Source organism: Njordella calcicola (genome assembly GCF_056494125.1).
The window spans coordinates 2969357-2988848 of sequence record NZ_CM151396.1 but is presented as its reverse complement, the minus strand read 5'-3'; the positions used below and the strand labels follow the sequence as shown (position 1 = coordinate 2988848).

Annotated in this window: 15 protein-coding genes; 8 read left to right on the top strand and 7 right to left on the bottom strand. The window is 49.6% G+C overall.

Going from position 1 to position 19492, the window contains the following annotated elements; translation table 11 throughout:
* Nucleotides 1-12: 12 nt before the first annotated feature.
* The 4 genes from SH302x_RS11150 to SH302x_RS11135 all read right to left on the bottom strand — a co-directional run bounded on the left by SH302x_RS11150 (nucleotide 13) and on the right by SH302x_RS11135 (nucleotide 2974).
* Nucleotides 13-198 carry a hypothetical protein gene (locus tag SH302x_RS11150; protein ID WP_479368794.1) on the bottom strand — a complete coding sequence of 62 codons (186 nt, stop codon included), beginning with the start codon at nucleotides 196-198 and terminating at the stop codon, nucleotides 13-15.
* Nucleotides 195-1190, bottom strand: coding sequence for a hypothetical protein (locus tag SH302x_RS11145; RefSeq protein WP_479368793.1), 996 nt, complete (start codon nucleotides 1188-1190; stop codon nucleotides 195-197). Before SH302x_RS11145 ends, SH302x_RS11150 begins: the two co-directional genes overlap by 4 nt.
* Before the next feature lie 290 nt (nucleotides 1191-1480).
* Nucleotides 1481-2374, bottom strand: coding sequence for an archaetidylserine decarboxylase (gene asd, locus SH302x_RS11140; RefSeq protein WP_479368792.1), 894 nt, complete (start codon nucleotides 2372-2374; stop codon nucleotides 1481-1483).
* 195 nt (nucleotides 2375-2569) lie between these two features.
* Nucleotides 2570-2974 carry a hypothetical protein gene (locus SH302x_RS11135; protein ID WP_479368791.1) on the bottom strand — a complete coding sequence of 135 codons (405 nt, stop codon included), beginning with the start codon at nucleotides 2972-2974 and terminating at the stop codon, nucleotides 2570-2572.
* Between the two features lie 387 nt (nucleotides 2975-3361).
* On the opposite strand from SH302x_RS11135, the gene SH302x_RS11130 reads away from it, so the two are divergent.
* Nucleotides 3362-4126: a hypothetical protein gene (locus SH302x_RS11130; protein ID WP_479368790.1), complete on the top strand. Its 765-nt coding sequence runs from the start codon at nucleotides 3362-3364 to the stop codon at nucleotides 4124-4126.
* Nucleotides 4127-4237: 111 nt separating this feature from the next.
* Complete coding sequence (locus SH302x_RS11125) at nucleotides 4238-4639, top strand: hypothetical protein (protein ID WP_479368789.1); 402 nt, start codon at nucleotides 4238-4240, stop codon at nucleotides 4637-4639.
* Nucleotides 4640-4660: 21 nt separating this feature from the next.
* Here the strand turns inward: SH302x_RS11125 and SH302x_RS11120 are convergent, their stop codons facing one another.
* Complete coding sequence (locus tag SH302x_RS11120) at nucleotides 4661-7450, bottom strand: CHAT domain-containing tetratricopeptide repeat protein (RefSeq protein WP_479368788.1); 2790 nt, start codon at nucleotides 7448-7450, stop codon at nucleotides 4661-4663.
* Between the two features lie 139 nt (nucleotides 7451-7589).
* A complete protein-coding gene (locus tag SH302x_RS11115; RefSeq protein WP_479368787.1) occupies nucleotides 7590-10859 on the bottom strand; it encodes a CHAT domain-containing protein in 3270 nt (1089 codons plus the stop codon).
* A gap of 368 nt (nucleotides 10860-11227) precedes the next feature.
* Between SH302x_RS11115 and SH302x_RS11110 the strand changes: the two genes are divergently transcribed.
* A complete protein-coding gene (locus SH302x_RS11110; RefSeq protein WP_479368786.1) occupies nucleotides 11228-11791 on the top strand; it encodes an ECF-type sigma factor in 564 nt (187 codons plus the stop codon).
* Between the two features lie 197 nt (nucleotides 11792-11988).
* Here the strand turns inward: SH302x_RS11110 and SH302x_RS11105 are convergent, their stop codons facing one another.
* The gene (locus SH302x_RS11105; protein ID WP_479368785.1) at nucleotides 11989-12294 is read right to left on the bottom strand and encodes a hypothetical protein; all 306 of its coding nucleotides are present in this window, start codon (nucleotides 12292-12294) and stop codon (nucleotides 11989-11991) included.
* A 123-nt stretch (nucleotides 12295-12417) separates the two neighbouring features.
* Here SH302x_RS11105 and SH302x_RS11100 point away from each other — a divergent pair, with 123 nt between their 5' ends.
* The 5 genes from SH302x_RS11100 to SH302x_RS11080 all read left to right on the top strand — a co-directional run bounded on the left by SH302x_RS11100 (nucleotide 12418) and on the right by SH302x_RS11080 (nucleotide 19428).
* Nucleotides 12418-16248 carry a protein kinase domain-containing protein gene (locus tag SH302x_RS11100; protein ID WP_479368784.1) on the top strand — a complete coding sequence of 1277 codons (3831 nt, stop codon included), beginning with the start codon at nucleotides 12418-12420 and terminating at the stop codon, nucleotides 16246-16248.
* A 77-nt stretch (nucleotides 16249-16325) separates the two neighbouring features.
* Complete coding sequence (locus SH302x_RS11095) at nucleotides 16326-16625, top strand: hypothetical protein (protein WP_479368783.1); 300 nt, start codon at nucleotides 16326-16328, stop codon at nucleotides 16623-16625.
* Nucleotides 16626-16752: 127 nt separating this feature from the next.
* Nucleotides 16753-17556, top strand: coding sequence for a DUF5131 family protein (locus SH302x_RS11090; RefSeq protein ID WP_479368782.1), 804 nt, complete (start codon nucleotides 16753-16755; stop codon nucleotides 17554-17556).
* Between the two features lie 5 nt (nucleotides 17557-17561).
* On the top strand, nucleotides 17562-18710 hold the full coding sequence (gene tcmP, locus SH302x_RS11085; RefSeq protein ID WP_479368781.1) for a three-Cys-motif partner protein TcmP: 1149 nt from the start codon (nucleotides 17562-17564) through the stop codon (nucleotides 18708-18710).
* A gap of 469 nt (nucleotides 18711-19179) precedes the next feature.
* A complete protein-coding gene (locus SH302x_RS11080; RefSeq protein ID WP_479368780.1) occupies nucleotides 19180-19428 on the top strand; it encodes a hypothetical protein in 249 nt (82 codons plus the stop codon).
* Nucleotides 19429-19492 lie beyond the last annotated feature (64 nt).

Genomic DNA, 19492 nt, shown 5'->3' with positions numbered 1-19492 from the left:
AAATCGAAATACTTATGCCTGCGTACCGCTGACGGTTCGGTCGATATCGCGAATCGCCTCGCTAAGAATGATCGAAGGTACATCCTTGATGTCCAGTTCGCTTCCGTCAGGCCCCCAAAACTTAAGTGCTCCAAGGCTGCCGCTGGAGAACATGGAATCAACAAGATTCGCCGTGATTTCACCCTGGGATTCACTCATGAAAGTCCTGCTAAGCACGTGGCATTCACGATCGTCACGCCAACCATGCGCTTGTAAGATGCGAAACGCTTGGTCTTCATTAGCGATTCGGACGCCAACATGCCGGATAATTCTCTTCCCCTCCTCAGTCGGCTCCAACTGTTCGACACGAACAATCGCACGGTCGACTTGTTGGAACGCTTGAGGCGAACGGTCGGCAAGACATGGGGATAAACGGAAAACTCTTCAGCGGCCGCAGCAGTTGCTTGCACGGTTGCTGTCAACGTTAGCTCGACGTCTCCGCGATCCGCAGTGATCGTCTCGTAAAGTACTTCGTGTGCGTCTTTGCGACCACAAAGCGCAAGTGCTCTCGCGACATGTGGTGACGGCACACAACGAATATCAGAAGCTAGCGCAGGATGCCGACCAGTTCCAACCAATCGCAATGTGTCTAGCAAATTCTCTGCGTCGCGATCCTTCTTGGCAAGTTCACAGGCCAGCCAACGGCCGACATGATCGCATCCGGTCGAGCTTAGGTTGTATCTCCCACTACCCATCACGGCAGCTTTCAGAGCGGCAAATACAGCGCTTTGCTTCTCCACAAAGGAACCACAGTGAATCGCAAGCCACAGCACGGCACCTGCTTGTTCTGTCGGCAACTCAAAGCGAGCCAACTCACGCAGCAGGTCACGCAACCAGATGGCTCGATTGGTTTCCACGATGGGTTCGCCTATCGCCCAACCAGGCAAAGCGATTGCGAAGGCTTCCAGACGTTGCCACGCATATCCAATAGAGCCAGCAAGCGATGGTGCAACGACAAACGCTAGCTCTCTAACATCGTCTTCGGTGGCCAAGGTGGCTTCGCTGAGCGATACTCGTGTCTTGTTTTTATCGTAGACTTCATCGAAGCCAAAGAGCTTATTTGCGAATTGTGCCACTGTTGAAGAGGCTGTACTGAACGCTGACTTCAGAAAATCATCTGGCTTGGTTGTTCGCAAAATTCCACTTTTCATCGACGCTCTCCCTGAGATTCTTTGTCGATCATCCACACCACTCCCATGTGCCAATACTCTTGCCGGATTTTGTCTTTTTTAAAGCTAGAACCGACAGGACATCAAGCACCGATACGCAAGTATTTTGGCATTGGTTGACAACAGCAACAAGAGCGCGACTCGCAAAACTTCTTAGGCAGTTCTATAAGTGGTCCGTAGCATCTTGGTCCACTTGCTTCAGCGAATCCATGTTGCCCTGGCTCTTTGCCAGACCAAGAGGTTGCTGATTGACTTCATGTTGTTTTTGCCGCTTAAGATAACGTTCCCATATGGTCGCCGACTTTGGCATACAGTTCGCGATGCTGTTCGGAGTTTTCGACAAGGTCTTGGTCAAACTGAATCCGGCCGGGTTCAAAAATAGTGATCGTTGATGAACCTCCAAAACGAAAATAGCCTTTCTCGCTCCCCTTAGCGACCCGCGCGCCGGCGGAGTACGTTTGACAAATACTTCCCACACAAGTCGCTCCAATTTCCATGAGCAGGACTTTTCCAACAGACTCCGTTTGCAACTCGGTCAAGCATCGCTTGTTGGTTGTAAGGATACGAATGTTCTGACAAAGTGCGATCGGGTTCACGGAGTATAGTGGGCCATTGATCAGTCGCGTTGTGCTTGGGACACCCTCAATTGGAAAGTGAAAACGGTGGTAGTCAACCGGGCACAGTCGCGATAACAGCAGACTCCCCTGAGCGTATTGATTCGCCAGATCCATATCTTCAAGTAAGGTGGCCAAGTCGAACATTTCACCTTTGACGAACAACCCTTTGCACCGCGAAAGGTCTGGTACGCACATATGTCGGCCATCCGCAGGGAACACGATCGCTGAAGGATCAGCGGCGATCGGCCTGGCTTCTGGCTTGAGCTGACGATAAAAGAACTCGTTGAAGTTCGCGAAGTCTTTGACGTCACGCACAAACTCAGTCGCATCAAGCTCATAGTCCTTGATAAATGGCAAGATCTTCTTTCGCGTGGTAGCGCGATCCATCTTCCAGCCGTACCAATGTGAAAACAAAGCTCGCTTGACCAAGACATTCAGAGCGATTCGTCCGCTCAGCGTGCCGTATGTCCAGCGAAGAGCTTTGTCGCCGTAGATTTTTTCAACGCACGCTTCTTTGCGGTAACGGTCGTAGTAGACGATATCATCCATGTTTAATGTGGCCGCTGGGAAAGAACCTGAACAAGATTGTGACTTTGTTGCTCAGTTCGAGGGAAAGTGCAAGAGGGGGCGAGCTATTCGTCAAGCCAACGAGATTGGTAACGTCTGTCATTCTCAGCTGGTTTATCATGGAGCCATGCTCAGCCGGGGATCCAGCGATGGTAACTTGATGGAAGTTCGAGACGATCACTTTGCGATAGCACGCAGCAGTTCGATGAACCGGAGATCCTCTTTTCCAAGTCCTGCTCTACTGGCTTGTTGTGAAGATTTTGTGGCTTCATCAAATACATCTAAGATCGCAGAACTTGTCAAGGCCATCCAGCGGCTATGTTCCCTGGGTTGCTCTGACTGCATATGGCTGTGCAGCTCCAACATCGGGTCAAACTGATCTTCGGTAGTGATCAACGCTCGAGCTAAAATGGCAAGGATAGGATTGGTAAAGCATTCTGCATTCGATCCCTTGAATTGCGTTCGGACATCTTTCTCCGCTTGCTTTGCCTTGCGTTGCATTTCCGCATGACTTAGCGATTCTTCCGCGATACGCAGTCCATACTTCAACGCGAACATTCCTAACGAGGGGATAATGCCCATAACCAACTGCGATCTTGATTCCTCAGATAAAGTCGAACCGATTCCTTCGGCTGATATCTTAGCAAGGAATCTTCAACTATGATCTTATGGAAGCTGACTTGGTCTGCGAAATTGATAGGTAGTGGATACCAGATCGTAGCTGACACATTCAAGATCCACTATTTGCCGATTGGGCAAAGCTTTCAATCCATCTAACTCGTGTTGTGTTGATTCAAAGTTAGGTATTGGTATTTAGGGAAAACTTTGCGGCCTGTTTCTCAGGATTATCGATTTAATCGTCAATACCGCTAACAGTAGTAGAAACCACACCCGATAGACCTTTGGGGGAGCAGTAGTACTTCCGAATATAGAACGCGCTGACCGGCGCAGACCAAATTGAGGCCAGAGATGCTAAGTCAGCCAATACCACACTACTGTATAGTCGCACTTCGTAGCACCTTCAATATATCGACGGTTCTTCTCGCGTTTTCATTCATTGCCGATGCAAAACCTGTCCTAGGTCAGCAGCTCGGCTACGACCAACGCGTTTCATCTGCGAGCGTGACCAAGGCGACATTTGTTGCACAAAACCAAAGCCAGCAAACGGCGCCAACTACAATGGCTCCAGGAGCCACGACAAACGCGCCGGTTCCATTCCCACAAACTAACTCCCCATTTCAGTTTGGAAATCGGCCAACCCCTGAAGCACCATATGTATTTGATCTAGGTCGTGCGGTTGGTCGAGCATCAGGTCCAGCTACTGGCATCGGTATGGTTGCCATCGGTGGATACATCGATCCTGCGATCGTAAGCAACAAGGCTCGACTGCGATTCGATTCCGCTTACGACAACCCGTTTCCGGACCGAGCTGAGTTCTTCTATCCACAATGCGGTTGCTTTCCGAATGCTCCGGGACCTGTGAAGCCTGAGTCGAGTGTCGATTATCAAGAACTCGAGCTATATCTTGAGCTTGCCGCAAGTGAAAGTACTTCCGTCTTTCTTGAGGTCCCAATCCGATTCATCAATCCTGTTGCGAACGACAATACCGCAGGACTTAGTGATATACGCGCTGGCTTTAGGCAGGCGTTAATTGCAGATAACAATCGTTGGCTGACCTTTCAATTTCGCGGTTATTTTCCAAGCGGCGATGGCGGCAAAGGTTTAGGGACTTAACATGTCTCTTTGGAGCCCGGTATACTATATCAACGCAATCGCGACCGCCTGACATTCTTGGGAGAATTCAGGACTTGGATTCCGATAGGGGCATCCAAAGAAGAGTTTCCTTTGGCTGCGGATTTAGGCGGTCCTGGAGGAACGATTCGAAACTATTCCGGTACGATCTTGCGATATGGGCTGGGGACAGGTTACGACATCTATCAATCAACGTGTCGATGTAGCCCGCTTCGCGCAACACTAGTGACCGAATTCGTTGGCTGGACAATTCTAGATGGCTTGAAGCAGCGGACTTTGACTCCATTTGAACCAATTGAATCGTCGCCAGGTGTTTTGAATCCAGCGTTTCTAGAGGACTATGCCAGCGCAAGAGGCGACACAATCGTAAACCTCAAGGTAGGCATGCGATTGAGTACACCAGACGATAGCCTTTATGTTGGATATGGTCGTGCATTAACCAACGATGTTTGGTATCGAGACATGATACGCGCGGAATATTCCGTGTTGTTTTAGCTGAAGTAGTGATTGCTGAGTCTACCGCCAATCTCCACTCAGCACAAAAGCGGCCCAATAGTACGGTGCTGTTCTTGGATTCTCATTGGCAATAGCTTGCTTGCCCACAGGTCTGCCGCGATTCAAATTCTTGTTGAGTATCGAAAGCTGTGCATCTCGCAGGCATTGTGCCGTCGAAAGCACTGGCTGTCCTGGCGGAGTTTTCATCCAGTAGTTCCGATAGAAGCCTTCCATTAGGCTTCCTGTATATTCATCGTCAACAGCCCAAAGTGAGGCCACGACGGAGTCTGCACCAGCGATTTGGAATGCCCGCTGGAGACCCAATAATCCCTCTCCATCGGCGACTCGTCCCAATCCAGTCTCACAAGCACTCAACACGGCCAGCCTGACTTTCGACAAATTCATATCGGATATTTCTAACGCTGTTAAAATCCCATCATTGCCATCATCCGGCGGAGCGTTTGCACCGGATAGCACGATGCCAGACATGAGTCCCGGGTGTTCGCCGATAAATCGATGTTCTTCCGATGCATGTGAACCGCGATCAGAATCATTACGCAGTGCGATTGCAGAGGAAGCATCAGGAGCCGCAAAAAAACCATGTGTCGCGAAATGCAGGAACCTGCATTCAGGCGCAATTCTCCGGACTTCAGACTCGGATGCATTTGCTCCTCTTAGTAGCACTGATTCCACTTTGGGATAATTTTCGTTAAAGCGATCTTTGATAAAAAGCCCTTCGCTGTCTGTTCGAGCAAGATTCTGCCACTGGCGAAGATTTCCAACTCGATCTGTTCCCGTCACTTCGATCACAAGATCCGAGGATGGCTCAGGGGAATAATCGATTCCGCTGGCAATTAACATACTCGCAGTTGCTTTTTTAGCGGCAGGAATCGCTAGTGCTTGGGGAACAGCCAGCACTGCGAGAGTATAGTCTTCGAGCAGGTAGGTTTCCGGAAGTCGGCCTGGAATAGCTGCAAACGGAAGTTTCCCCAGAGTTCCATCTGGCGAAACCAGGACGGTTTCAACTCCATCCAAAGCCGCTTCGATTGGTTCCCAAATTCGATTGCGTAGCTCTTTAGCCACCATCGATCCAACCACGTTTGTGCCGTATTTGTCTTGAAGCAGTACCCGATACTTTTCGACTAGTTCTTCGATCGGTTCCGCTGCCCCCAATTCCAAACGCTCGGGCTTTCGATCGCGTTGGATTATAAATGCGACCAGAGTTCGCTCGCGATGAGGATCGTTTCGGCCTTCAGATTCTCGAACATACCGGTCGTATTCAAAGTAGTCGACTAAAGCTGTCTTGGCCGGAATAAGTTTCTGAAGTTCTTCTGTTGCGAACTCGTCAATAGCCGCTGCATTCTTGAAATCAATGCTTTGGCGAGCTAGTTCTTGCTCGAATAGTTCGCGTTCTTCGCCCATCTTGCGAAGTTGCTCAAAGCGTGCCTCGCCTACGATCGAAGTACTCAATGCAATTCTTGCTAAACGACTACTGGCACTTCGAAGGTTTTCAACGACACCTTGCAATTCAGGCTTTTGCTGTATCGCTTTTAACGCACGTTGACGAATAAATACGCTCCCCTTCCAATGCAAAACCTCGTCATATGCCGTTTCATCGTCAGTAACGGTCAACCAATCATCAAGCGCACTCCGCAAACTTTGACTCATGATTAGCTGCTGGCGTTCGGTTTGAACGATAGCAGTTTCGTCTAGGATCTTCCGATGAATCGTTAAGCTTTCCTCAATTTGGGATTTAGCTTCCAGCGTATTGCCGAGAGCAAACTCAACAAGACCAATCTGCTTTAAGGTGGCGGCCGTATCAATATGCTCTAAACCAAGGACGTCGCGTTGCAACTTAAAAGCATGCTCCAGCTCCTTTTTTGCGTCGTTCAATCGACCTGCATTGTGAGCGAGCGTTCCTAAGTTGAAATAGCTGGTCGCAACGCTCACGCTATTAAAACCTAACGACGATTCCTTAATTTCAATATTCTTGCGAATGAGTTCGTCGGCTGCCGTGGAATCACCCAGGCTGAGAAGAAGCAGGGCCAATTCATCACGGATCGCAACGGCGATCGTGTGCTCAACACCCGCAACAGCCTCGGCCTTTCTCAAGCATTCCTCTAAAAGCTCTTTTGCCAGGTCGAACTCCTTTTCCGCGATCAATAACAACCCGAGGCTACTCTCGATTTGAATTGTGTCCAAAGAGTCGCTTCTGAGAATTCTCTGGTCAATACCCAAGGCTTGCTCAAGCATGGGTTTGGCTTTAGCGTAGTCACCCATCATCGAATAGAGCAATGCAAGGTTGTGAAGGCAAGTAGCGGTTTCGGGATGCTCGTTGCCTACTAGAAGTTTCGTGATGCGAAGGCTTTCTTGAAACCTACGTTCAGCCTCCGCGTATTTCCCCATCCACATATCGAGCACGGCGAGGTTGTTAATGCTTTCGGCAGTAGTTCTATGTTCATTTCCGAACAGTTGCGTACGCCCCAATAGGCACTGTTCATACAGTGGCCTTGCTTTCTCATAGTCACCAAGGTCTTTGTACAAAACCGCAAGTAGGTTGACGCAATTTAAGCTGGTTGGGTGATTCAAACCAAGCTTTGCATGATTGACTGCGATCGACTTATTGTAGAGATTCTCTGCTTCTGAGTACTTCCCAAGCCCCCAATAGACATGTCCTAGCCAAGTCATAGCTGCTGAGGTTAGTCGATCGTCCTGGCCCAAAATCTCTTGACGAATTGACAAACATTCCGAGAGCTTTTCTACAGACTCGGCATACTTCGCTTCTGTCTGTAGCGCAATAGCTTTCAGCAAACTGACGAGCTTGTTTGACGGAGGCATCCGGGTTGGATTGAGAACCAGGATTGGTCTGCGCAAAGGTGTAGGTAGGCGTAGCCAAGCAAACGCCCAGTATGGCAGCCCTTAGCAGGTTGATATTCAAGATCTTCATTGTTTACTCCGCAGGTGAAACGGTGGCTTGAGGTGTAACGGGAATGCTTAAAGAAGGGTTTGGTACTGTGTTGGAATGAAACGCGGTTCGTTCGTCGCCGGCGACCGTGTAGACGGCCCAGAAATACGGATGCAGAAAGGGGTCGCCTTCGGTGCTGCGACGTGTTTTCAAGAACTGGCGTTGTGATTCAGCCAAAGCCTCGGGAACAGCAGCACCTTGCGCAAGTCTTGCAAAGAATTCTTTATTGATTTCGGGTGCTGTCCCATCAAAGACATCCCATAATCCTGACACGATAGTCCGAGCCCCGGATTGGAGCATGGCTCGCTGGATGCCAAACAGATCGTCCCCAGGCAACGGAGACCGGTCGGCCAACCCGCTGTAGCAAGCACTCATCACAATGAGATCGCTTCCGACCGGCATTTCAAATAGTTCTCTCGCGGTCAGTCGACCTTCATGTTCTTCGTCTGGCTGTAAAAGCAAATAACTGGACAGGGGGTCGTCAGCTACGTTATTTCCGTGTGTGGCAAACAGAAGCAAGCCAGGTTGTCCCAATAGTGATTCGACATTTCTTTCTGTCGCTTCTTCCCCAAATAGCGACTTGGTAAAGCTGTTCCCAAATGCGCTTTTCAAATTGGCAAGATCGCTGGCAACGCCTGGCAATTCTGGAGCGCCTGGGAAGCTAACAATCCCAACTGCAGATACTTGTCGGAAGGATTCCATTGGGCGAGATCGCAACAAATCCCAAACGTGGAGCGAAGGGACATGTACTAGCTCGAATTCTTCATCAATCAAAAATTGCGGCTGCACCATTTCGAATGCAGTTCGCTCTCGATTATCGAGTTTCGTGACCAAGGCTGCGAATGGGAAGTAGTGCAAGACATGGTGCGGTACTACGATGATCGTTTTGGCCTTTTGCAGTTCTTGCAAGACTCCTTCTGGCATGAGCGTCGTATAGAATTCGTGCAGTTCTGCCTGCCAGGAATGGTCGAACCCTTTGCCCGCAAGCAGTCGGGTCCGCATTCGCGTCGCATACGATTCGGTTGTGTCCAGGAAGCGTCTCACGTTCGAGATGAGGGTACGTGTCTGCGTCTTGCCGCCTAACAGGTCAAAAGCCTGGACCTTACCGTCGGTGTTGATCAAGAAGAGCCAAGTTTTTTCGGACCCGAGGAAATACTCAAGTGCTGCAATATCCTTCGGCCAATCTTTCAGGGTATCGCCCAGTGATCGATCGCTTTCAATCGGCTTTTTCAGTGAACTCAAGTTGTCAAGTGTCAACAAGTCCTGAAGAGATCTTGCTTTGGCTAACTCTGCGTACTCCAGTGCTTCAGCACGTTGATCGTTCGCAATGAGTAGCTCGATAATTTTTTCGTTCACGTAGGTTCGCCGCGCAAAGAAGCCAGCTTGACTTTTACCAATCTGGTCCACAGGAATTCGGCTGCGAAGTAATTCCGACAACTCATGCGAAATCAAGAAATGTTTCAACGCTTGCTTTTGCGAACCGGCGACGTCGCTGTCTTCTGGCTTGAATTCGTTCGCTCGCAGATAGCAGAGTCCAAGCAGCCTATGAACCCCTTCCACACCGGCTAGAGATCCTGCCTCTAAGTACGCTCGCAAAGCAGCATTCGCGTGCACCAAGCATTCGCTGAAGTCTCTATTTCGAAAGGCGATATGGGCCTGGATCTCTTCTGCCGATGCCAGAACATTCCTGTCGATCTCTTGATCAATGCCAAGTGCACAAACACTTTCAGATAGTACTTTTGCCTTGAGCGACGCGGCGTTCTCACCCGCTAGAAATTGCCTGGATTCAAGGTTGGTTCCATCCAGTGTTCGTACGACGTCTCCGAGAAGAGCATACAACCTTGATTTGTTCACATTAAGAGCAGCCAGTTGCTGGATGTCGTCTGTGGTAAGCAGTTTAGCACTGATGTCGTAGTGCTTTTTGGCTTCTGCCCAATTGGTCAGCATGCTAGTCAGCGAATGCTTACCACCTGACGCAATTTGAAATGCATGGTTGTTTAATTGATCTTGCGCTATATCGAGAAGAAAGTTTGCAAAGTTGTTATGCGCACGAAATAGGTCGATAGCTTCACAGCCTTGCAACGAACGTATCGCCGAGAGAAAAAGCTGTTTTGCTGCAGCTTCACTTCCAATTCCGGATTCTGCAAGAATCACCGCACGGTAAAGCTCGCGAAGTCCATTCAACCGCTTATTATCCCCAAAAGCCGCATGGTCAAGTTCCGCTGATGCAAGCTTCCAACTGCCAGATGCGATCAGTTTTTTTGCAGATTCGATGCTCGCTTCACCCGTCGTATCGAAGCTTGCGGCCGCCGGCAGACTGTTCGACTGAACTCCACCCGATAGCCGCATTTCGATGGAATCCTTAATAGCGACCAAATGCGAACTTAACCCATTCTTCAACTGCAACTCGAGCACGTCCAGCGCATCGGCCAAGTACAAAATCGCGTTTCCATCTTCGTCCATTTGCGACAGTAACTGCTCGACTTTGATTTGCACAACAAGTGGGTCAGCATCGGATCCCAATAACTCCGCCAATTGATTGGGAACCGCCAACACTTCATCACGCCAATCTGTTTCTTCTACCGTAAAAAGAGCGGATGCAGAGCTGCCGTCCATTGTTAATGAATACTCGCCGGCCGGGAGGCCTTCGGGGAACTCTTTTGTGATTTCAGTGAGTTCCTCGTAAGAAAGCTTCTGTTGGCCTTCGCCAAAAACCAACGTTGCGATCTCCACATTTCCACGACGAAGATGAGCCGTTGCAGATGGATAGTGCGGCACTTCAGGGAGGGGCTTCCTGCGAACTGTGATTCGACCATCGAGCACATAGCCGCTGGGCGGCGTAAGGAAACTGGCGCCGCGAACCACGGCCTGCCCTAAAAGCTGATCCAGTTGAGTGGTTGCTTGACTGCTAAATGCCCTGCTCGCGCCGACTTGCGATCCTCGTGAACGCTGGAGCGATTCGAAGGTCGCCTGTTCATTCGTTCTGCTGGTCGGCAGAGACCAACTCCCTCCGTTTTGAATGTACTGCCAGCCTTCTGAGAATTGGCTAGCCCACACGACGATTCCTTGATCCGACGGTCGGAGCCTAAACGAGGTGCGGCCCACGCGTTCCGTAGAGATTTCGCCTGAGTTATCCAAACGGATAAGGACCGTCTCTGGGTTTTGAGCATTCAGCGGTAGATTCTGCTGCAGGAAGCATGCGAATGTGCTCGCCAGGATCACTAAGCAGTCAGAGATTGTACACTTCGAACTCATTCTCGGAGTCGCACCCAAAGTCTTGGTCGAGATTCTGCTGCTGGGTCGCATCGTACCCAATTCAAGCAGCGAATTTACTGTGTGTGGGGCATATTCCAATAACCGGATACCATCAAAGTATTTGATATACTGGATGCCGTCCCTCACATTCAACCAATGCGAAATAAGCGTCCTTGGTGCACCGAGGATTTTTTAGGAAATCCAAATTGGATGATCTTCGGGCATGGCAACTAGCTATAACGCACTTCCGACATAGACCGAAACAATTACCTGCTCAGGTACGGAATTATTTGCCGAAACCTTTTATATCCAGGCTATGTGCGACTATACTGTTACGGTCGATGAAAGTTTACTTTTGCGAGGCTGCAATGAGCCAAACCACTGTCCTTCTACAATCTTTAGAGAACGGCGATCCGTCAGCCGCTGAGGACCTATTGGCGTTGGTTTATGATGAGCTGAGGAGACTTGCTTCCGCAAAGATCGCTCATGAAGGCGCCGAAATCTCATTGCAAGGGACTGCGCTTGTACACGAAGCCTATCTTCGGCTGGTTGACCAAGAGGTACAGCAGCGTTGGGACTCCCGAGGACACTTTTTCGCAGCTGCCGCAGAGGCCATGCGCCGAATACTGGTTGAACGTGCTCGGAAGAAAAAATGCGTGAAACATGGCGGCGGTAGAAGCATTCTTGAGTTAAGTGCCTCTCAAGACGTTGCAACAAACTGCGAAAACGATGAGATTCTCTCGGTTAGCGAAGCATTAGAGTCACTCAAGGAACATGACCCTCAATCACATCAACTGGTAATGCTTCGCTATTTTGGGGGACTTCAACATCAGGAAGCGGCTGCCATAATGGGGATTAGTAGGCGGACAGCGGATCGAATTTGGACTGTGGCTAGAGCATGGTTGCACCAAAAAATCAGCGAAAGTCGATAACCGTTCTAGAACTTAGAAAAAGCGCGGTGCAGCAAGTCTCTCAATCTCGCATTGTATTTTGATGTACCGTGCATTCGCATTTGGACACTAGTGCGTCTTCCCAGCTTAATTTTAGGGTCGGTTCGCGAGCGTCTTGCTCGCAATCCGCGGAAAGTGCCGGCCGGACGTCCGCGTACCAAAGACTCCACCCCCTATTTTTAGCGTTGACGATGCACAAGCCTCCATCTTGGTGCTGCCACCGTCAAATACTTTAAAGAAAGCATGTCTTGGCTGACTGGAATCCAATTGCAAACGACATTTTCGCTCGCTGCATTGAACTTGATTCGGTGGATGTGTGAAATCGTTTTATTGACATTCAATGCGGTGATGATCTTCATCTGCGCGCCTGCGTGGTCGGATTGGTTCAGTCGCATGAGTCTGCTGGTGATTTCCTCAAGAATCCCGCTCCAGGCTTGCTTCCTTGGCAGGAAGAATCGGACACTGCTCTTATTAACGAATACCATTCCCAGTACACCAATCTGAAACCATTGCTCCCCGGAGGAGTCTTTCCATTCGCTGGAGGTTCCGGTCTCATCAGTAATCCCGTCGCGGAATCAAAGTCGGAATCGCAGACGACTCGATACCGAATGATTGAGGAAATTGCGCGCGGGGGAATGGGCGCAATCATCAAAGCTAAGGATCTTGACTTAAATCGAGACATCGCAATTAAGGTGTTACTAAAACAGCATCTAGCCGTGCCCGAAATGGAACGGCGATTTGTTGAAGAGGCTCAAATCGTCGGACAGTTGCAGCATCCTGGTATCTCGACTGTGTATGAGTTGGGCAGATTGGAAGATGGAAGTCCTTTTTTTGGCATGCCGTTGATTGATGGTATTACTCTTTCAAAGGAGTTAGACAATCGATCTGACCCATCAGGGGATCAATCGCGTTACTTAGTTGTATTTGAGCAAACCTGTCAAGCGATCGCTTACGCCCATAGCCGTGGTATTATTCATCGCGATTTGAAGCCAAGCAATATTATGGTCGGCTACTTTGGCAAAGTCCAAATAGTGGATTGGGGGTTAGCAAAGAAGATCTCATCCTCCTCCGATTATGGTCATTCTTCCATCGCCGATTTAGAACCTTTTCACAAAACAAGCAGTACTCCACATGCAACACACTTGGGAGACATTTCCAGCGGACCAGATACCATCGTAGGTACCGTACTTGGAACGCCGGCCTATATGGCTCCTGAGCAAGCTCGTGGCAGAATCGAGGAGTTAGATGAGCGAGCAGATGTATTCTCGCTTGGTGCAATCTTGTGTGAGATTCTCACGGGTAAACCAGCCTACGTCGGAAACTCTGGGATACAACTGCTTGTCTCCGCGTCGAACGCAGATCTCCAGCCGTGTAGGAATCGTTTGGAGCATTGCGGGGCGGACAGTGAACTGATAAAGATTGCCTTGGATTGCCTGCAACCAGATCTTGACCAGAGGCTTCGCCATGCGGGCGCAATCGTTGAACGTTTGCAGCTTTACTTTGCCTCGACCAAAGAACGACTACGACAAGCGGAATTGGAAATGGCGGCCGAAACCGCGCGAGCCAAAGAGGCTCGAAAGACAGCCATCGCACAAAAGAGTCGTTTTCAATCTTTAGTTGCCCTTGCGGCCAGCTTGCTTATTTTTGCAGTTTCCGCCTTGGGAGCTGGCTCTTGGTTCGCCCAACGGGAATTGGCTCGTAAGCAATCCAATACAGATTTTGTCAATCAGACTTTAGACAACGTCTTTAAGTTACGATCGGAGGCTGATGCCGCTACACAGGAAGAGAGTGCAAAGAAATGGGTCTTGACCGTTGCGGAAGCAAATAAGGCAATGGACTTCGTCCGCAAAGGAGAGGTGCTAGATGGCACGGTGGAGCGAGTTAATAAAACATTAGAGCAGGTGAAATCTGAGGCGAGCTCTGCCGAAAGAATGTTGAGTTTGGCCAAACGTAATCAACTGACACGCGAGACTTTTGATGACATGCGCCTTCAAAGGTCCCATGGTGACTCAACCAACTTTGACCTCGCCGGTACCGATGATCGCTACGCGCAGGCTTTTGAAGAAATGGGGTTTCCCATACTAAGTTGGCCATCGGAGGAAGCAGCGAAGCGAGTTATGGAGTCACCAATACGTGACGATTTACTGGTCGCGATTGACTTGTGGGCTCGGGCTACCCCTGCCCACCGTGATCGCCGAGCGAAGCTGCTTGAGATTGCCAATTTAGCTGACGACAATGATTGGCGACGCAGACTTCGAGCTGCCATTGCGGGAGGGGACATCGAAGAGTTGGAAAGCCTTGTAACCCCTGAAATATTTCTGGAACAACCTGCATCCTATCTCGTGGCTCTTGGCGTCGCCTTACGAAGTTCAGGCAGGCTTGGACCATCCATCGATCTGCTAAGGCAGGCGCAAGTCCGCGATCAAGGTGACTTCTGGACAAACCTAGAGTTGGGTCGAAGCCTATCTCAAGCAGGCCGCGATACAGAAGCAGTCGCGTTCTCTCGCGCGGTCTTGAGTGCCAGACCGCGCAGCGTTGGGGCAGCGATGGATTTGGCATTACACCTCAAATACTCTGGCGATTTTAAAGAGTCCATTCGAGTTTTCAGTAACTTGACAGAAACCGCTCCCGACGATTTTTATGTACGTACGAATCTTTCAGAACTACTTCTCGAGCAAGGTTACTTTGAGCAAGCTGCCGAAGAAGGTAGACAGGCCGTACGGATCAACCACACACAAAGCTGGGGCCACCTATGTGTAGCCCGAGCAAACAGGAAATCAGACAATATCGATGGTTCGATTGCTGCTTATCGCGAAGCGATAGCGGTAGACGCGACAGATGTTGTCGCACGCCGAGAACTTGGGGACTTACTTGTCGAACAAGAACAGTTCAACGAGGCAGTACTGGTGGCAAATGACCTAATTCGAATTGGGGATTCGTTGTCGGCAAACGGCAGAATGGATGAAGCTATCGTGGCTTATACGCACGCGTCAAAGATTACTCCCGCCAATGCGTCCTTTCATAAGACACTAGGTATCGCCTTGCTCAGGCGAGGGCATTTATTGTTGGCGGAACAATCTCTTAGAAAAGCGGTTGGCATTGATCCGACAGATCGTCAATTGGCCCTCGAATTACGAAATATTGAGCTGATGCGAAGCGTCGCGAGCCGATCGGGGGACAATACTTCGCCTGCTGATTCGGGGCAGCAGGACGCTAAAATCGCTGCCGCAATGCTGAACTTTGTGAATCGCCGTTTCTCGCAATCGGCAAATGAATTTCGTGCTCTTGTGGGCGAGCTTACTGACTTATCTCAGCTTGAAGCCATTACGGTACGCTCAACTGGAGCAATGGCAGCCATCGAGGCCAGTATTGGATCAGGCAGTAGAGCGGCCTCGCTGACGCAATACGAGCGAGTGCAATTGCGACAAGATGCAATCAATTGGATGAGAGAAGTTGTCGATTTTTTCGAAGTCAGTTTGGCTACCTGTGACGAAGCTCAAGCAAAATTGATATCTGATACTCTTGAGTCGTGGCGAACATGTTCTGAACTTTCACCGATAAGAGATTTCTTGTCCATCGAAGAGTTGCCGTTAGAAGAACAGCAATCTATACAGAAGCTATGGTTGCAAGTTGAAGCGGTCAGACTAGAAGCACTTCGAAAGTATTTAGCCTTTGAGTACCAACGAGAGCCAGACAACGAGCAACTTGCAGGACGCCTAGCAGATGTCATACTTGCAACCTATCGGCCAACATGGACTGTGCTAGTCCCCACATCCATGACGTCCGACGCAAATGCTGATTTCCAGTTGTTGGAGGACTCCTCAATCTTGGTCAGTGGACCGAATGTCAATGGTGACATTTATCGAGTCAGGTGCAAGAATCCGCTTCCGGCGATTAGCAGCTTGCGAATTGAAGCACTGCCACACAGTTCGTTGCCTCTGAGAGGCCCCGGTAGAGGCGAACAACCAGCTTTTGAAACAGGCAATTTTGTGTTTACGTTCAATGCAAACTTGATTCGTCCTGGTGAGGATGCAACGGTGAAGCAACTTTCTTTTCATCGTGCATGGTCCGACCAATCCCATTTAGACCATCCAATCAACAAGGATGGATACTGGAATTTTGCAGCTTGGGCGCCCGACAAAGGCCAAGGGGTTCCACACGAGGCTATCTTTGAAGTCGAGCCCAAGAACACTAGTGAAATAGGCGAGGAAATAGAATTTGAATTCCGCTTTCAGGCAGATCCTCCGGAATTCACCAACCTCGGTCGTTTTCGTATTTCTGCTTCAGACCAATCAGCTTTACTTGAGCAGAAGCAGTTACAAGACGGCTTCGCGAGATTGGCAGAAGCATTCCGAATCAATGGTGACCAGCAGCAACTCGACGAAGTTCTCTTGCGTTATCCAAACTTAAACGATACCCCGGGAAAGTCAGACGATTAATGGATCTGTTCTCGAGATTACCAATCGGAAGCGAAATAGTTTTCAATTGCTGAGCTTTCGCCTGATTGTTTCAAATCATGCGGCTGATCGCATTCCTTCACGATCCGATTTTGCAGTTTACTCTGCTGACCGCGATGGCGCTGATGGTACGACTGAGCCAGATCATGGCGTTTAATCAACTCGCACCGGACGTCCAGGAAGCCCTGCTCAACTTGCAGGTAACGAAAGGCAAACCCGAGATTCACGAGAAACGCTGCGTCCGATCGCAGCCATGCTCCGCTGAGAGGAACAAAGGGCGGCTTGGCATGAAATATCAAGCAACAGTTTGTTTTGCTGGTAATAATGAGCAACAACGCGGACACAATCGCGAGTGCTAGCAATAGCCACTGATCCCGTACCGTTACGCTGCTCTATCAATTTTCCCCGAGATTAGGGACAATCCAGACTGAGGTGTTATTCGTCAATCGACCAGGACACCGAATCAAACAGTGACAAAGGGGTGTTATGAGCCAACAGTCAAACATCGAATGGACCGACGCAACTTGGAATCCTGTTCGAGGTTGCACGCAGATTAGTCCAGGTTGTGCGAAGTGCTACGCGAAGACGTTTGCAGAGCGATTTCGTGGAGTGCCCGGACATCCGTACGAACAAGGGTTCGATCTAAGACTGGTTCCCGAAAAGCTTGCCGAACCACTGCGATGGAAAACCTCAAAGCAAATCTTCGTGAACTCCATGAGCGATTTGTTTCATCCTGATGTTCCCGACGACTTTATTGTGTCAGTCGCAAAGACAATGCAACTTGCCGATTGGCATACGTTTCAAGTGCTCACCAAGCGTGCCGACCGACTTTGCAGCATGCTAAAATCCAGCTTGCAATTTGTTGCTAATGACAAGCACATCTGGTGGGGCGTAAGTGTAGAGAACAAGAAGCACGGACTTCCTCGCGTCGAATTATTGCGCGAGTCGAACGCTGCCGTCAAGTTTCTTTCCGTTGAACCCTTGCTCGAGCAACTGGGAAGTTTCAACATAGACAGAATCAACTGGGTAATAGTCGGTGGCGAAAGCGGAGCGGGAGCGCGACCGATCGAAAAAAGTTGGGTCATAGAAATTCGCGATCTATGTGCAAAGAAGAAGGTACCATTCTTCTTCAAGCAATGGGGAGGGATGCGAAAGAAAGATGCGGGGCGAATGTTGGATGGTCGTACTTACGACGAAATGCCACCAATTCCAGCAAACCGAAGGGTAATGGCTGACAGCGAACGGCTTCGCTGGATCGATGAAATAAGTGAACTTCAAGTACTGTCGTAAACAATATGAGCGAACTAGATGATTTGTACGATGGTCGAGAGCAAACCTTAGTCAAGCATCGAGTACTCGATCGCTACTTGCAGCGTTTCGCTTACATAATCGGCTCATGGAGTGATTCGATAACATATGTAGATTGCTACTCTGGCCCGTGGGCCGAACGGTCTTCAGATTTATCGGACACATCTTTCTCTATTGCGATCAATCAACTGAAGGCTGCTAAGCAAGAGTTGGGAAAGAACATTCGCCTTCGTTGTTTGTTCATCGAGATGGACCCTGAATCCTACCGAAAGCTCAAGGGATTTGCAGCGTCCGTGGAAGATGTTGAAATTGAAACGATCAATGCCAGATTTGAAGACTCAATCGATCAGATAATTCGATTTGTAGGCGCGGATCGAAACACCTTTCCATTCTTCTTGATTGACCCTAAAGGATGGAGTATTCCGCTCGAAACGATTCGGCCCCTATTAATGCAGGTGCCGGGAGAAGTCTTGATTACTTTTATGTTGGAGTTTATCCGACGTTTTGCTGATCATCCACAGCCTGGTATACAGAGGACGATTGATGACCTCTATGGCGAAGAAAACGTCGCGAGAAAATTCTCTGGAGTGATTGGAGAGGAACGCGATAACTTACTACTCAACGAATACGTCGATCGTGTTCAACGAGCAGGAAATTTTAACTTTGCGAGTTCGTCACTTGTTTTGCACCCCGAGAAAGCACGTCGTCACTTTCATTTAGTTTATCTTACACGGCATCATCGCGGCATCCAGGTGTTCAAAGAGGCTGAACGGAAAGCGATGGCCGACATGGAAGAAGCACGCGCATTAGCTGCGAAACGCAAACGCGAATCGAAAGGACAGAAGGATTTGTTCCCAGCGGTGGACTTGCACAATAACGACTATTTTGATGGACTGCGGGAACGGTATCTCGAATCGAATGCAGCGAGATTGCTCGCGTATGTCGAGTCGAAGGGGATTGCGTCTTACGACGAGCTTTGGGCAATCTCATTGAGGTCGCCTCTGATATGGCCAAGCGACATCAACTCTTATCTGACGGATATGGTCAAAAAAGGGCGACTGGAGCTATTGGGACTGGACGAGAATCAGCGCGTTCCAAAGTACGGCGCGGGAAGTAGAATCAAATTCCTTCGATAGTCGCGCATGATAAATCTTGCCAAGTGGTTTATCGTCACTTATGCAACTACACCTCGCCGTGGCTTGAGGTGTCTTTGTCCCATCGCAGCAATCCTCAACTGGAACGATCAGCGGGCTGCCTGGAAGCAGGTCTGCGACCCGGTTGGCGCTTTGGTACTGTTTGAGGTCTGCGACCCGGTTGGCGCTTCGGTACTGTTTGCATTTTCGGTGGCTAAGTGGCGAACTACCGCTCCGCGAGAGATTCGCAGGGCGTTAGCAATCGCCTGTTGGCTCATGCCGCTTTGACGTAAACTCTTGATTTCTAACGACTTAACCATTGATAGTTGAAATGCCATACAGTGCTCGCTGATGTGTTTCTTTGGGAATATAACGCATCATAGGACTGCATCAGCCTGCTTGCTTCAACCTGTACCGTTTGAAGCGCAACTCCTCTGTACCGTTTGGGCGCCAAGTGATGGTGGACATCTTGATGAACCTCGCTGTCGTCGTCATTCGAATCCGCGTCGCTTGGCGCTTCTTGACTGCGAGATTTCTTTCCAGCGGTGATGAAGTTCCGCGAACGCTGTCCCAAGTTGCAAGTTTTCCCCGCGGGCAAGGGGACATTGCCATCTCTCCATATCAAGATTCGCTCAGCAGGCCTGATAACAGCTCACCGGGCCTTCACCTGAGCGGCATCGAACAGGCTTTCCCCTCTGTAGGTGCTATTAACGGGTGGTAACCGCGTTTTCCCCGTGTTAAAACATTACTCAGTTTTTCCGTTACTTCGGCACTCCACCTTTGCA